The organism is Pseudoxanthomonas sp. PXM04 (assembly GCF_014851695.1).
Lineage (GTDB): Bacteria > Pseudomonadota > Gammaproteobacteria > Xanthomonadales > Xanthomonadaceae > Pseudoxanthomonas_A > Pseudoxanthomonas_A beigongshangi.
The window spans coordinates 1,112,452-1,125,124 of the sequence record NZ_JACVAG010000001.1; the positions used below are offsets into that span (position 1 = coordinate 1,112,452).

At 68.0% G+C, this 12,673-nt stretch carries 15 protein-coding genes; 3 read left to right on the forward strand and 12 right to left on the reverse strand.

Going from position 1 to position 12,673, the window contains the following annotated elements:
• Position 1: 1 nt before the first annotated feature.
• From kynU to asnS, 12 genes are all read right to left on the reverse strand, one after another.
• Positions 2-1,276 (reverse strand): kynureninase, encoded by a 1,275-nt coding sequence (gene kynU / locus IB228_RS05195; protein WP_192197744.1) that lies wholly within the window; start codon positions 1,274-1,276, stop codon positions 2-4.
• Complete coding sequence (locus tag IB228_RS05200) at positions 1,273-1,650, reverse strand: 5-carboxymethyl-2-hydroxymuconate Delta-isomerase (RefSeq protein WP_192197745.1); 378 nt, start codon at positions 1,648-1,650, stop codon at positions 1,273-1,275. Before IB228_RS05200 ends, kynU begins: the two co-directional genes overlap by 4 nt.
• Before the next feature lie 3 nt (positions 1,651-1,653).
• Positions 1,654-2,664 (reverse strand): amidohydrolase family protein, encoded by a 1,011-nt coding sequence (locus IB228_RS05205; RefSeq protein WP_192197746.1) that lies wholly within the window; start codon positions 2,662-2,664, stop codon positions 1,654-1,656.
• Positions 2,665-2,671: 7 nt separating this feature from the next.
• Positions 2,672-3,202: a 3-hydroxyanthranilate 3,4-dioxygenase gene (locus tag IB228_RS05210; RefSeq protein ID WP_192197747.1), complete on the reverse strand. Its 531-nt coding sequence runs from the start codon at positions 3,200-3,202 to the stop codon at positions 2,672-2,674.
• A gap of 1 nt (position 3,203) precedes the next feature.
• Entirely contained in the window at positions 3,204-3,635 is a 432-nt protein-coding gene (locus tag IB228_RS05215; RefSeq protein WP_183641695.1) for a RidA family protein, read from the reverse strand.
• Entirely contained in the window at positions 3,628-4,302 is a 675-nt protein-coding gene (gene can / locus IB228_RS05220; RefSeq protein WP_192197748.1) for a carbonate dehydratase, read from the reverse strand. Before can ends, IB228_RS05215 begins: the two co-directional genes overlap by 8 nt.
• A gap of 120 nt (positions 4,303-4,422) precedes the next feature.
• Positions 4,423-5,850, reverse strand: a complete 1,428-nt coding sequence (locus IB228_RS05225) for an aldehyde dehydrogenase (protein ID WP_192197749.1) — start codon at positions 5,848-5,850, stop codon at positions 4,423-4,425.
• Positions 5,851-5,923: 73 nt separating this feature from the next.
• Positions 5,924-6,712, reverse strand: a complete 789-nt coding sequence (locus IB228_RS05230) for an SDR family oxidoreductase (protein ID WP_192197750.1) — start codon at positions 6,710-6,712, stop codon at positions 5,924-5,926.
• A 161-nt stretch (positions 6,713-6,873) separates the two neighbouring features.
• Positions 6,874-7,506 carry an FMN-binding negative transcriptional regulator gene (locus IB228_RS05235; protein WP_192197751.1) on the reverse strand — a complete coding sequence of 211 codons (633 nt, stop codon included), beginning with the start codon at positions 7,504-7,506 and terminating at the stop codon, positions 6,874-6,876.
• Positions 7,507-7,516: 10 nt separating this feature from the next.
• On the reverse strand, positions 7,517-7,825 hold the full coding sequence (locus tag IB228_RS05240; RefSeq protein ID WP_192197752.1) for a hypothetical protein: 309 nt from the start codon (positions 7,823-7,825) through the stop codon (positions 7,517-7,519).
• Entirely contained in the window at positions 7,822-8,127 is a 306-nt protein-coding gene (locus IB228_RS05245; RefSeq protein WP_183641680.1) for a hypothetical protein, read from the reverse strand. Before IB228_RS05245 ends, IB228_RS05240 begins: the two co-directional genes overlap by 4 nt.
• Positions 8,128-8,146: 19 nt before the next feature.
• Positions 8,147-9,547: an asparagine--tRNA ligase gene (gene asnS / locus IB228_RS05250; RefSeq protein WP_192197753.1), complete on the reverse strand. Its 1,401-nt coding sequence runs from the start codon at positions 9,545-9,547 to the stop codon at positions 8,147-8,149.
• Positions 9,548-9,658: 111 nt separating this feature from the next.
• Here asnS and IB228_RS05255 point away from each other — a divergent pair, with 111 nt between their 5' ends.
• The 3 genes from IB228_RS05255 to rpsF all read left to right on the forward strand — a co-directional run bounded on the left by IB228_RS05255 (position 9,659) and on the right by rpsF (position 12,669).
• Positions 9,659-9,997 (forward strand): iron-sulfur cluster assembly accessory protein, encoded by a 339-nt coding sequence (locus tag IB228_RS05255; RefSeq protein ID WP_183641675.1) that lies wholly within the window; start codon positions 9,659-9,661, stop codon positions 9,995-9,997.
• Between the two features lie 91 nt (positions 9,998-10,088).
• Positions 10,089-11,897: a DUF885 domain-containing protein gene (locus IB228_RS05260; RefSeq protein ID WP_192197754.1), complete on the forward strand. Its 1,809-nt coding sequence runs from the start codon at positions 10,089-10,091 to the stop codon at positions 11,895-11,897.
• 343 nt (positions 11,898-12,240) lie between these two features.
• Positions 12,241-12,669 (forward strand): 30S ribosomal protein S6, encoded by a 429-nt coding sequence (gene rpsF, locus IB228_RS05265; protein WP_141453032.1) that lies wholly within the window; start codon positions 12,241-12,243, stop codon positions 12,667-12,669.
• The last annotated feature ends 4 nt before the right edge of the window (positions 12,670-12,673 follow it).

Sequence of the window (12,673 nt, forward strand, 5' to 3'; positions counted from 1 at the left end):
GTCAGACGCCGCGCCAGGTCTCCACTTCCTCGACGAAGCGGTAGACGTCCATGAAACGGTTGTACAGCGGGGTCGGCGAGATCCGGATCACGTCCGGTTCGCGCCAGTCGCCAATCGTGCCGACCGACGCCAGGTATTCGAACAGGTCGCGCCCGCGCTCGCGGCCGCCCACCACCCGCAGCGACAACTGCGCGCCGCGCTGGGCCGGATCGGCGGGCGTGACGATCTGCAGCGCGTCGCCGACGCGGGCGCGGATGAGCGCCTCCAGGAAGCCGGTCAGTTTTTCCGACTTGGCGCGCAGCGCGGCCATGCCGCCGGCCTGCGCGATCAGTTCCAGCGAGGCGCGCAACGGGGCCAGGCCCAGGATCGGAGGATTGCTGAGCTGCCAGCCGTCGGCGCCGGGCGTGGGCACGAACTCGGGTGCCATCCTGAACCGGCTTTCCTTCTGGTGGCCCCACCAGCCGGCGAAGCGCGGGCGGTCCGTGTGCGCGTGCCGCTCATGCACGAAACAGCCGGCGACCGCGCCCGGCCCGGCGTTCATGTATTTGTAGTGGCACCACACCGCGAAGTCGGCGCCACTGGCGTGCAGCTGCACCGGCAGGTTGCCGGCCGCGTGGGCCAGGTCGAACCCGACCAACGCGCCCTGCGCGTGGCCGAGGCGGGTGATTTCCGCCAGGTCGAACGCCTGTCCGGTTCGATACTGGATGCCAGGCCACAGCACCAGGGCCAGGCGATGGCCATGCTCGCCGATGGCGCGCTCGATGGCCTGCATCGACAGCGTGCCGTCGGGTTGATCCGGTTCCAGCTCGATCAGATCGCTCGCCGGGTCGAAGCCATGGAAACGCACCTGCGATTCCAGCGCGTGGCGGTCGGACGGGAACGCGCCGGCTTCCATCAGGATGGCCGGACGCTCGGCGGTGGGCCGGTAGAAGCTGACCATCATCAGGTGCAGATTGGCGGTCAGCGAGTTCATCGCCACGACCTCGGTCGGCTGCGCGCCGACCACTTTCGCCAGCCCGTCGCGGACCAGCTCGTGGTAGGTCATCCACTGCGCCGGCTCGGTGAAGTGACCCTCCACCGCCTGCTCGGCCCACTTGTCCAGTACCTCCTGCACGTACTTGCGCGCGCCGCGCGGTTGCAGGCCCAGCGAGTTGCCGCAGAAATAGAGCTGCTCGTTGTGCTTGTGCTTCGGAATCAGGAACTCGTTGCGCAGGGCGCGCAGCGGGTCGGCGGCATCGAGGGCGATGGCATGGGTACGGGACAGCGCGTCGGTCATGAAGAGGCCGGTGAAGAGATGGGAGGAACGGTGGTCTTGCGGTAGCTGGCCGGAAGTTCGCCGACTTCCGCGCAGATCTGCAGGGCGTGCGGCCCCGCCGGAAGGTGCGTGCGCAGCGCGTGCAGCAGCGCCTCGGACAACTGCGCGCGCACGGCCTCGTCACGGCCGGGAAGGATGCGCAGGCGTGCATGGACGAACGCGCGCGCGGCATCGGCGTCGGTGCCGACCAGAAAGTCGGACAGCGCGACGGCGCGGCTCTTGATCGCTTCCTCGTTGAAATGCCCGCTGTCGAGCAGGACCTGGTTGAGCCGCGACAACAGCGCGCGCGCGTCCAGGACGAGGTTGTCGGTGTATTGCAGGGTCAGGTGCGGCATGGGTCAGTCGAACCGTTGCCGGGACAGGCCCAGCCATTCCAGCGCGGTGCCGTGGTAGAGGCGGGCCTGTTCGGCTTCGCCCAGGGCCAGCGCGGCGATGCCGGCGCCGGGCTCCTGCTCGCCCAGCGGAAACGGATAGTCGGTGCCCAGCATCACCCGGTCGATGCCGACGGTGTCCAGCAGGTAGCGCAGCGCGCGCGGATCGGCCACCCATGAATCGAAGTAGACCCGATCCAGGTACTCGCGCGGGTTGCGGTGGTTGTCGGTGGCGACCAGATCCGGACGCATGTTGAAGCCGTGTTCGATGCGGCCGATGGTGTAGGGGAAGCTGCCGCCGCCGTGGGCGAAGCAGACCTTGAGGCCGGGCAGGCGTTCCAGCACGCCGCCGAAGATCAGGCAGCAGGCCGCGCGCGACTGCTCGGCCGGCATGCCGACCAGCCAGGGCAGCCAGTACTTGGGCATGGAGGCCGCGCCCATCATGTCCCAGGGATGCACCAGGATGGCCGCGCCCAGTTCGCTGGCGGCCTGGAAGAACTCGAACAGTTCCGGCGCGTCGAGGTTCCAGTCGTTGACGTGGCTACCGATCTGCACGCCCTGCAGGCCGAGCTGATCCATGCAGCGCTCCAGTTCCTGCACCGCCAGCCGTGGTGACTGCAGCGGCACGGTGCCGATACCGGCGTAGTGGCGCGGGTAGTCGCGGCAGGCCGCGGCGGTGTGATCATTGAGCGCCTGGTGCAATTCCAGCGCCTGGTGCGGCTTGGCCCAGTAGCTGAACATCACCGGCACCGTGCTGATCACCTGCACCTGCACGCCGAACTTGGCGTAGTCGGCGATGCGCTCCATCGGATCCCAGGTCTTGGGCCAGATCTCGCGGAAAAAACGCCCGTCCTTGTAGATGCGGTGGCGGCCATCATCGCCGTGGTGGATGACCGGGAAGCGGTTGTCGCCGTACTTGCCAGCCAGATCGGGCCAGTCGCGCGGCAGGAAATGGGCGTGGGTGTCGATCTTCAGCATGGAGCGCTCAGGTATCCGCCATCACGTACTTGCCGGGTGCCGGGTTCAGGTGCCCGCACTGCGTGCAGGTCCGGTGCGCTTGCGAGGAATAGAAGCGGTCGAACACCGGTGGGAAATCCGTCTCGATGTTCTTCAGGATGAAGTACTCCTCGTACAGCTTGTGATTGCAACGCTCGCAGTACCACAGCAGGCCGTCCTGCTCGTGCGGCAGCCGCCGGCGTTCGATCACCAGGCCGACCGAGTCGGGCATCCGCTGCGGGGAATGCGGCACGCGCGGCGGCAGCAGGAAGATCTCGCCGGCGCGGACCGGGATATCGCGCACCGCGCCGTCTTCCTGGATCTTCAGCACCATCTCGCCTTCGAGCTGGTAGAACCATTCCGGTCCTTCGTCGTAGTGGAAGTCGGTACGCTGGTTGGGGCCGCCGACCACCATGACGATGAAGTCGCCCGCGTAGATCACCTTGTTGCCGACCGGCGGCTTGAGCAGGTGGCGGTGTTCCTCGATCCAGGCCAGCAGGTTGATCGGTCCGGGCAGCATGTCAGCGTTCCTCGGGCAAGGCGGCGACGCACTTGAGTTCGATGGCGATGGGCGTGGGCAGGGCGGTGATGCCCAGGGTGGTGCGGCAGGGCGCGCGCGCCGCGTCCGGGAAATACTCGGCCCAAACCTGGTTGTAGGCCTTGAAGTCGCGGGCCATGTCGGTGAGGTAGACGGTCACGTCGACCAGATCCTCCCAGCGCGCGCCGCTGGCTTCCAGCACCGCGCGCACGTTGGCGAACACCGCGCGCGCCTGCGCCTGGATGTCGTAGCCGCGCACGCGGCCGTCGGCGAAGTAATCGTTGCCGGGAATCGTGTCGGTGGCCGGATCGCGCGGGCCGATGCCGGACAGGAACAGCAACGGGCCGACCCGGCGCGCGTGCGGATACGCGCCGACCGGCACCGGTGCCGTCGTGGTCCGGATGCCTTCACCCATCGCGACGGTCCCCGCGCGCGGGCATCCGCGCCAGCGCCTGTTCGTAGGTCGGGTGCAGCCGGTCGGCGGCGTCCACGTCCATGCCCAGTTCGCGCACGCGGCCGTCGAACAGGCTGTAGACCCAGCCGTGCACGGTCAGCGGCTGGTTGCGTGCCCAGGCGTCCTGGACCACGGTGGTCTGGCAGACGTTGAACACCTGCTCGATCACGTTCAGTTCGCACAGGCGGGCGTGGCGCAGCGACTCGGTGTCCTCCTCGGCCAGGCGGACGGCATGCTTGGTGGCCACGTCGGCGACGTGGCGCAGCCAGTTGTCGGCCAGGCCGACCCGGGCGCCGGTCATCGCCGCGTGCACGCCGCCACAGCCGTAGTGGCCGACCAGCAGGATGTGCTCGACCTTGAGGATGTCGACCGCGAACTGGATCACCGACAGGCAATTGAGGTCGCCATGCGACATGACGTTGGCGATGTTGCGATGGACGAACACCTCGCCCGGGTCCAGCCCCAGGATCTGGTTGGCGGGCACGCGCGAATCCGAGCAGCCGATCCACAGGTAGCGCGGCGACTGCTGCTGCGACAGGCGTTTGAAGAAGCCGGGATCCTCGTGCTTGATCCGTTCGGCCCATTCACGGTTGTTGCGCAGCAGGTTTTCGAGTTCGCTATCACTCATGGGCGGTTTCCGGTTCTGGCGGGGGAGGGTGGAGCGCTCGGCGGTCCACCGCGTAGTTTGCGCCCATCGCCGGCGATCGTCAGCAGCCGGCCGTGCGCCGGATGGCGGGGAAGCGGGGTTTCAGCCGGTGGCGATGCAGACATTCCGCGCCTCGGTGAAAAACCGCATCGCCTCCATGCCGCCTTCGCGGCCCAACCCGGACCGGCCCATGCCGCCGAACGGGGTGCGCAGATCACGCATCAGCCAGGTGTTGATCCAGACGATGCCGGCACGCAGCCGCGCGGCCATGCGGTGGGCGCGGTCGAGGTCGCGGGTCCAGATCATCGCGGCCAGCCCATAATCGCCCGCGTTGGCCAGCGCCTGCGCCTGCGCGTCGTCGTCGAACGCCTGGAGGGTCGCCACCGGCCCGAAGATTTCCTCGCGGTTGCTGGCGCTGTCCGGTCCCAGCCCTTCTATCAGGACGGGTTCCACGAACCAGCCGCCGCGCGCCGACGCCTCGCCTCCCAGCAGGAAGCGGCCGCCTTCGATGCGGGCGCGGGCGATGCAGGCGGTGACCTTGTCGTGATGCGCCTGCGACACCAGCGGGCCGAGATCGGTGGCCTCGTCGGCGGGATCGCCAACCCGCAGCGCGGCGGCGCGGGCGCTGAAGGCCTCGCGGAACTCGTCGTAAATGGCACGCTCCACCAGCAGGCGCGAGCCGCACAGGCAGATCTGCCCGGAGTTCTGGAACGCCGAACGCACCAGCGTGTCCAACTGGTTGCGCCAATCGCTGTCGGCGAACACCAGGGTCGGGTTCTTGCCACCCAGTTCCAGCGAGATCTTCTTCAACTGCGGGCCGGCCAGGGCGGCGATGCGCTGGCCGACCCCGGTGCTGCCGGTGAAGGACACCGCCTTGATCCGTGGATGCAGCACCAGCGGCTCTCCGACCCGCGGACCGGTGCCGTGCACGATGTTCAGCACGCCGGCCGGAAAGCCGATCTCCGCGGCCAGTTCGCCCAGCATCGTCGCGGTCAGCGGCGTGACCTCCGAGGGCTTGGCGACCACGGTGTTGCCGGCGGCCAGCGCGGGCGCGATCTTCCAGGTGAACAGGTACAGCGGCAGGTTCCAGGGCGAGATCGTGGCGACCACTCCGAGGGGCTGGCGCAGGGTGTAGTTCAGGCCCGCCTCGCCGTGGTGCGCCTCGCTGCCGATCTGGGTGGCCGCGTGGGCGAAGAAACGCAGGTTGGCGATCGCGCGGGGAATCTCGATCTGGCGCGCCAGCCGGATCGGCTTGCCGCCGTCCCGGGACTCGGCCTGGGCGAACGCTTCCAGGCGGGACTCGAGTGCCGATGCCAGGCGTTCCAGCCAGGCCGCGCGTTCGGAACCGCGCAGCGACGACCACGCAGGCCAGGCGCGGGTCGCCGCCTGCACGGCCGCCTCCACGTCGGCCTCGTCGCCATCGGCGAGACGTGCGTATTCGCGGGTGTCGGCGGGCGCATGCACCGCGCGCCAGCCGCCGTTGCGGGCCGCCTGCGGCTGGCCGTCGATCCAGTGGGTCAGCGATAGCATGGCGCAAGCTTAACCCGGCCCGTGTCGACGGCCTGCTGCATTGCGGTCGGCACGGGAACCGCCGCCGGAGTCCTCAGATGGATTGCATGCGTCCGCCGTCCACCGCCAGGCTGACGCCACTGATGTAACCGGCGGCGGGCGAGGCCAGGAAGGCGATGGCCGCGGCGACTTCGGCCGGATCGGCGAAGCGGCCGGCCGGCACCGTGGCCAGCATGCCGGCGGCCACGACGGCGTCGTCCTTGCCGCTGGCGGCGCTGCGATCGTCCAGGATCTGCTGCAGCCGGCGAGTGCGGGTATAGCCCGGCAGCACGTTGTTGACGGTGATGCCGTCGGCGCCGAGTTCGCGCGACAGGGTCTTGGCCCAGGACGCCACCGCGCCGCGGATGGTGTTGGACACGCCCAGGTTGGGAATGGGCTCCTTCACCGAGGTGGATACCACGTTCACGATGCGGCCCCAGCCGGCGTCCCGCATGCCCGGGACCACCAGGCCGGCCAGCAACTGGTTGGCCAGCAGGTGGCGCTGGAACGCGTCGAGATAGGCGCTCGCGTCGGCATCGATGGCGCGTCCGCCCGGCGGACCGCCGGTGTTGTTGACCAGGATGTGCACGGGGGATCGGGCCACCAGCGCCTCGGCGCCCGCGCGCAGCCCGGCGGGATCGGCCAGATCCGCGGCCAGCCAATCATGCGATTGGCCCGAGGCGACCGTCGGCAGGTCCGCCGCGACGTCCGCCAGCACCTCGGCCCGTCGCGCCAACAGGGTGACGCTGGCGCCGAGCAGCGCCAACTCATGCGCCGCCGCGCGGCCGATGCCTTCTGAGGCGCCGCAGACCAGCGCGTGACGACCGGACAGGTTCAGATCCATCGACGTTCCTCGATATGCCGAACCCGCAGTCTACCGATTGCCATCCTGTAGGAGCGACGTCAGTCGCGACCGCCGTGCAGGGACGAGCGAAGGCCGAACCGTTGGCGATTCTTCCGGTCGCGACTGATGTCGCTCCTACAGGGAAGAGGGCGGGGGTGCGTTCAGTCGGCGCGGCGAGCCAGGCGGTCCAGCATCCGCGTGGCGATTTCGTGGGCGTTCGGGTCGTCCTGTTCGCGCAGGCCGGCGGCGGCGCCGCGGACATTGGCTTCGGGATGGTTCTGGCTCAGTTTGAACTTCAGTTCGACCCGTTCGACCCGGAAGCGGAAGCCGATGATGCCGCGCAATTGGCTGGCGTGATCCTGGCGTTCGGGTTCGAACTGCCAGTCCTTGCCCACCCGCGCCTCGTTGGCCTGGCTCAGACGAGCCACGATGCCGGCGAGCGCGGCGGTGTCCTCGGTGGGTTCCAGCGTGCCGTACAGGTGCGCGATCGCGTAGTTCCAGGTCGGCACGCGCGCGGCGGTTTCCTTGTCCGGATACCAGCCGGGCGAAAGATAGGCGTGCGGGCCGTGCACGATCAGCAGGGCAGGGCCGGCGTGCCGCGCCTGCGGGTTGGGCCGCGCCCAATGGCCCTCGATGAGGATGCGTTCGCCGTCGCGCGCGTACAGCACGGGCAGATGGCTGGCGAACGGCGCGCCGTCGGCGTCGGTGGTGATCAGGGTGACGAAGGCGTCGCGCGCGATCAGCCGGTCCAGTTCACCCAGGTCGGTCTCGGCGAAGGCGCGCGGGGTGTACATGCGCGCCCGATCAGGCCCGGCCGCCGAGCTGTTGCACCATCTGCGCGGGCAGCGCGTCGTCGCTGTCGGCACGCGGCGGGCTGACTTCATCCAGCGAGAAACCACGCTGCAGCGCGTCTTCCTCGTCCAGTCCGTCGTAGGCGACGAACTCGGCGTCGAACAGCGCCGCGCGGGCGCTGTCCTCGCTGTCGTAGGTCAGGGTGTTGCCATCGCTGTCCAGCACCTGCGCGGTGCCGGCCTCCAGCACCCGCAGGCGGGCCCAGATCAGGGTCCGGCCGAGCGAGGCGACGTACCAGGCGTCATGGCTTGAATCGTTCATTTGAGCACCAGCGAGAACACCGTCAGCAACCCCGACGACACCAGGGCAACGAAGATCACCAGCAGCGAAATGCGCGCCGGCGCGGCCAGGCCGCTGAGCGAACTGTCGCGCAGCGGCAGGTAGCCGCGCGCCAGCAGCCAGCGCAGCGCGATCGGCTTGAGGAAAGCGCCTTCGCCCCACTGGCCGCCGAGCGCGGCATGCCGATCCCGGATATGCACCAGCGTGAGCGGCCAGAAGATCACGAACGCGCAGAAGCCGGCGATGGCGACGCCGACAAAACACAGGGCAAAGAACAGCAGCATCGTTGCAATCCGCTCCGGCTCAGAACTCGGCGCTGCCGGGCGCGCGCGGATAGGGAATGGCGTCGCGGATGTTGGTCAGGCCGCAGACGTAGACCACCAGCCGCTCGAAACCCAGGCCGAAGCCGGCGTGCGGCACCGTGCCATAGCGGCGGAAGTCGCGGTACCAGCCGTAATGGGCCGGATCCAGGCCGAACTGCGCCATGCGCGCGTCCAGCACGTCCAGGCGCTCCTCGCGCTGGCTGCCGCCGATGATCTCGCCGATGCCCGGGGCCAGCACGTCCATGGCCGCGACGGTCTTGCCGTCGTCGTTCAGGCGCATGTAGAAGGCCTTGATGTGTTCGGGGTAGTTCATCACCACCACCGGGCGGCCGACGTGCTGCTCGGTCAGCCAGCGCTCGTGCTCGGTCTGCAGGTCCAGGCCCCATTCGACCGGGAAGTCGAACTTCTTGCCGGATTTCTGCAGCAGGCCGATCGCATCGGTGTAGTCGATGCGCTCGAACGGCGCGTTGATGAAGGTTTCCAGGCGGGTGATGGCGTCCGGCTGCACGCGCTCGGCGATGAACGCCATGTCGTCGCCGCGTTCGTCCAGCACCGCGCGGAACAGGTACTTGAGGAAGTCCTCGGCCAGGTCGGCGTCGGCGGCCAGATCGGCGAAGGCGATCTCCGGCTCGATCATCCAGAACTCGGCCAGGTGGCGGGTGGTGTTGCTGTTCTCGGCGCGGAAGGTCGGCCCGAAGGTGTAGACCTTGCTCAGCGACAGGCAGTAGGCCTCGACATTGAGCTGGCCGGACACGGTCAGGAAGGTTTCCTTGCCGAAGAAGTCGCGCGAGAAATCCACCGCGCCCTTGCCGTCGCGCGGCAGGTTGGCCATGTCCAGGGTGGACACGCGGAACATCTGGCCGGCGCCCTCGGCGTCGGAGGTGGTGATGATCGGCGTGCTGATCCAGTAGAAGCCGCGCTCGTGGAAGAAGCGGTGCACGGCCTGGGCCAGGCAGTTGCGGATGCGGGTGACCGCGCCGAACAGGTTGGTCCGCGGACGCAGGTGGGCGACTTCGCGCAGGAACTCCAGCGAATGGGCCTTGGGCTGGATCGGATAGGTTTCCGGGTCCTCGACCCAGCCGACCACCTCGATCCGGCTGGCCTGGATCTCGAAGCTCTGGCCTTGGCCCTGCGAGGGCACCAGGGTGCCGGTGGCGACCACCGCGCAGCCGGCGGTCAGGCGCTTGATTTCGGATTCGTAGTTGTCCAGGTCGCTGGGCGCCACCACCTGGATGGCGGCGAAGCAGGAGCCGTCGCTGACATTCACGAAGGACAGGCCCGCCTTGGAATCGCGCCGCGTGCGCACCCAGCCGCGTACCGTGACCTCGCCGCCGGCCGGGATCTTGCCCGCCAGCGCATGTTCGACGCTCACCACCGTCATGACTTGAATCCTTCCGTAACAGGACTATTTATGGAACGGTGGAGTTTACCGGAGCGACGGGCCCAGCGGCTCGTCCACGGCCTATAATCGACGTCCCGCCTGGAGGAATGCATGGCCATCACCCTGACCCCCGTCGCCCTGGAGCGCGTGCAGCGTTTCGTCGAGCAGACGCCGGGTGCGCTGGGCCTGCGTTTCGGCGTTGCCCGCACCGGCTGCTCCGGTTGGGGCCATGTCGCCGATCTGGCCCGCGAGGAGCGCGAGGGCGACACCGTGTTCGAGTTCGAGGGCGTGCGCATCTACGTTGACGCGCAGAGCCTGGCGCTGGTGGACGGCACCGAGATCGACTTCGCCAAGCAGGGCCTGGGCGAAACCTTCCTGTTCCGCAATCCCAACGCCACCGCCGAGTGTGGCTGCGGCGAAAGCTTCACCACCCAGGCCGACGCCGCCTGATCGACGCCGCTTGATCCGGGTTCCCGCCGCGGCACTGCCGGTGGAGCGGGGCAGACGTTAAGCTTGCCGGCTTTCGCACAGGGAGCCGTCGATGTTCCGTTCACTGATGCTGGCCGCGCTGGCGGCCGTCACCGTGGCCGCGCCGCTGCGCGCGCAACCCGCGACCGACAAGCACGCGGCGCTGGAGGCGCTGTTCGCCGCCGAGTGGGAACGCGGCCTGCGCGAAAGCCCCGAGAACGCCAGCTACAACGGCGACAACCGCTACAACGACCGCTGGAGCGACCGCAGCCTGGACGCCATCGCCCGCATCGAGGCCAACGATCGGGCCGCGCTGGAAAAACTGCACGCCATCGGCCGCGAGGGCCTGTCGCCGGCTGACCAGCTCAACTACGACACTTTCGAGTGGAACCTGCAGCAGGCGGTCTCCCGCCAGCACTTCAAGGAATACCTGCAACCGATCGGCCACCAGGGCGGGGTGCAACTGGCCGATGGCATGGCCGAGGTGGTGCCGTTCGCCAGCACGCAGGACTATCGCAACTGGATCACGCGCCTGGCCGGCCTGGACACCCTGATCGACCAGACCCTGGCGCTGATGCAGCAGGGCGTGGCCGAAGGCTACATGCCGCCCAAGGTGCTGATGCAACGCGTGCCGGCGCAGATCGCCGCGCAGATCGTCGACGACCCGTCGAAGAGCCCGTTCTACCGCCCGTTCCTGAAGTTCGCCGACAGCGTGCCCGAGGCCGATCGCGCCGGCCTGCAGCGGGAAGCCCGGCAGGTCATCAGCGCCGAGGTGGTGCCGGCCTACCGCAAGCTGCAGGTGTATTTCAACCAGACCTACCTGCCGGCCAGCCGCGCCAGCATCGCCGCCACCGACCTGCCGGACGGGCAGGACTTCTATGCCGCCATGGCGGCGTATTACACGACCACGCCGCTGACGCCGCGGCAGATCCACGACGTGGGCCTGAAGGAGGTCGCGCGCATCCGTGCCGAGATGGAGAAAATCAAGGCGCAGGTCGGCTTCAAGGGGGATCTGCACGCCTTCTTCGACCACCTGCGCAGCGACCCGAAATACTTCTACAAGACTCCGGCCGAACTGCTGGAGGCCTACCAGGCGCTGTCCAAGCGGATCGACCCGGAACTGGTGAAGGCGTTCCACACCATTCCCCGGTTGCCGTACGGCGTGCGGCCCATCCCGGACAACGCCGCGCCCGACACGACCACCGCCTACTACCAGCCCGGCGCCGCCGACGGCAGCCGCGCCGGCTATTACTACGTCAACCTGTACAAGCCCGAGACCCGGCCGAAGTGGGAAATGATGGCGCTGTCGCTGCACGAGGCGGTGCCCGGCCACCATTTCCAGATGGCGCGCGGCATCGAACTGCCGGACCTGCCGATGTTCCGCAAGACCGCCTATTTCGTCGCCTACGGCGAGGGCTGGGGCCTGTACGCCGAGCGGCTGGGCTACGACATGGGCCTGTACGACGACCCTTACGACCGCTTCGGCCAGTTGACCTACGACATGTGGCGGGCGGTGCGGCTGGTGGTGGACACCGGCATGCACTCGATGGGCTGGAGCCGTGAGAAGGCCATCGCCTATTTCAAGGACAACGCCGCCAAGACCGACCAGGACATCGTCAACGAGATCGACCGCTACATCGCCTGGCCGGGCCAGGCGCTGGCCTACAAGATCGGCCAGTTGAAGATCTCCGAACTGCGCGAGCGCTCGGCCAGGGCACTGGGCCCGAAGTTCGACCTGCGCGACTTCAACGACGAGGTCCTCAACACCGGCTCGGTACCGCTGGAGGCGCTGGAGAAGCGCATCGACGCGTGGATCCAGGAGCAGATGGGCGCTGAAGCCGGCAATGGCCCGAGGGGGCGCACCGGGAATGCCGGCCGCTGAAGCCCCGTCGTCCCGACGAATGCTGGAACCCATTTCCGCGGCCACGCAACACCATGAATAACAGGAAAAAATAAGCAAAATCAAATATTAACTGGATGTTTTTAGAGTGATTTCACGGAAACCCGATATCCATCGCGGATGCCGCGTTCCTACGCCGACGGCTTCCCGTTATCGCCGCCTGCCTCTCCATTTGCCTGCAAGTCATTGACCTGCCATAATTTCCAGCTCCCTGACGCCCATGCGGGCAACGGGGTCCTTGCTCCACCGCGCCCATCCGGGTGACGGGGGGCTGTCCCGCCCGGCGCCGCGAGGCCGCCGGGCCCACATCCGAAAGGTAAAAACGATGCGTCACTATGAAGTCGTATTCCTGGTCCACCCGGACCAGAGCGAGCAGGTGCCCGCGATGATCGAGCGCTACAAGGGCTTGATCGAGAACGGCAACGGCAAGATCCACCGTCTGGAAGACTGGGGCCGCCGCCAGCTGGCCTACCCGATCCAGAACCTGGTGAAGGCCCACTACGTCCTGCTCAACATCGAGGCCGACCAGGCCGTGCTGAACGAGCTGGTGGAAACCTTCCGCTTCAACGACGCGATCCTGCGTCACCTGGTGATCAAGCGCGATGGCGCCGACACCGAGCAGTCCCTGATCATGAAGAACAAGGACGAGAAGGGTGAGAAGTCGGAGCGTGGCGAGCGTCGCCGTCGCGATGACGACGAAGGCGAGAGCAACGAAGCCGCCGCCGAATCCTCCGACAACGCTGAAGCCGCTTAAGGAG

Excerpts from the sequence above, each read along its gene's own strand:
- can (WP_192197748.1), bottom strand. The coding sequence starts at position 4,302 with ATGAGTGATAGCGAACTCGAAAACCTGCTGCGCAACAACCGTGAATGG.
- IB228_RS05260 (WP_192197754.1), top strand. The coding sequence starts at position 10,089 with ATGTTCCGTTCACTGATGCTGGCCGCGCTGGCGGCCGTCACCGTGGCC.
- kynU (WP_192197744.1), bottom strand. The coding sequence starts at position 1,276 with ATGACCGACGCGCTGTCCCGTACCCATGCCATCGCCCTCGATGCCGCC.
- IB228_RS05205 (WP_192197746.1), bottom strand. The coding sequence starts at position 2,664 with ATGCTGAAGATCGACACCCACGCCCATTTCCTGCCGCGCGACTGGCCC.
- IB228_RS05245 (WP_183641680.1), bottom strand. The coding sequence starts at position 8,127 with ATGCTGCTGTTCTTTGCCCTGTGTTTTGTCGGCGTCGCCATCGCCGGC.
- IB228_RS05225 (WP_192197749.1), bottom strand. The coding sequence starts at position 5,850 with ATGCTATCGCTGACCCACTGGATCGACGGCCAGCCGCAGGCGGCCCGC.
- asnS (WP_192197753.1), bottom strand. The coding sequence starts at position 9,547 with ATGACGGTGGTGAGCGTCGAACATGCGCTGGCGGGCAAGATCCCGGCC.
- rpsF (WP_141453032.1), top strand. The coding sequence starts at position 12,241 with ATGCGTCACTATGAAGTCGTATTCCTGGTCCACCCGGACCAGAGCGAG.
- IB228_RS05200 (WP_192197745.1), bottom strand. The coding sequence starts at position 1,650 with ATGCCGCACCTGACCCTGCAATACACCGACAACCTCGTCCTGGACGCG.
- IB228_RS05240 (WP_192197752.1), bottom strand. The coding sequence starts at position 7,825 with ATGAACGATTCAAGCCATGACGCCTGGTACGTCGCCTCGCTCGGCCGG.
- IB228_RS05215 (WP_183641695.1), bottom strand. The coding sequence starts at position 3,635 with ATGGGTGAAGGCATCCGGACCACGACGGCACCGGTGCCGGTCGGCGCG.
- IB228_RS05230 (WP_192197750.1), bottom strand. The coding sequence starts at position 6,712 with ATGGATCTGAACCTGTCCGGTCGTCACGCGCTGGTCTGCGGCGCCTCA.
- IB228_RS05235 (WP_192197751.1), bottom strand. The coding sequence starts at position 7,506 with ATGTACACCCCGCGCGCCTTCGCCGAGACCGACCTGGGTGAACTGGAC.
- IB228_RS05210 (WP_192197747.1), bottom strand. The coding sequence starts at position 3,202 with ATGCTGCCCGGACCGATCAACCTGCTGGCCTGGATCGAGGAACACCGC.
- IB228_RS05255 (WP_183641675.1), top strand. The coding sequence starts at position 9,659 with ATGGCCATCACCCTGACCCCCGTCGCCCTGGAGCGCGTGCAGCGTTTC.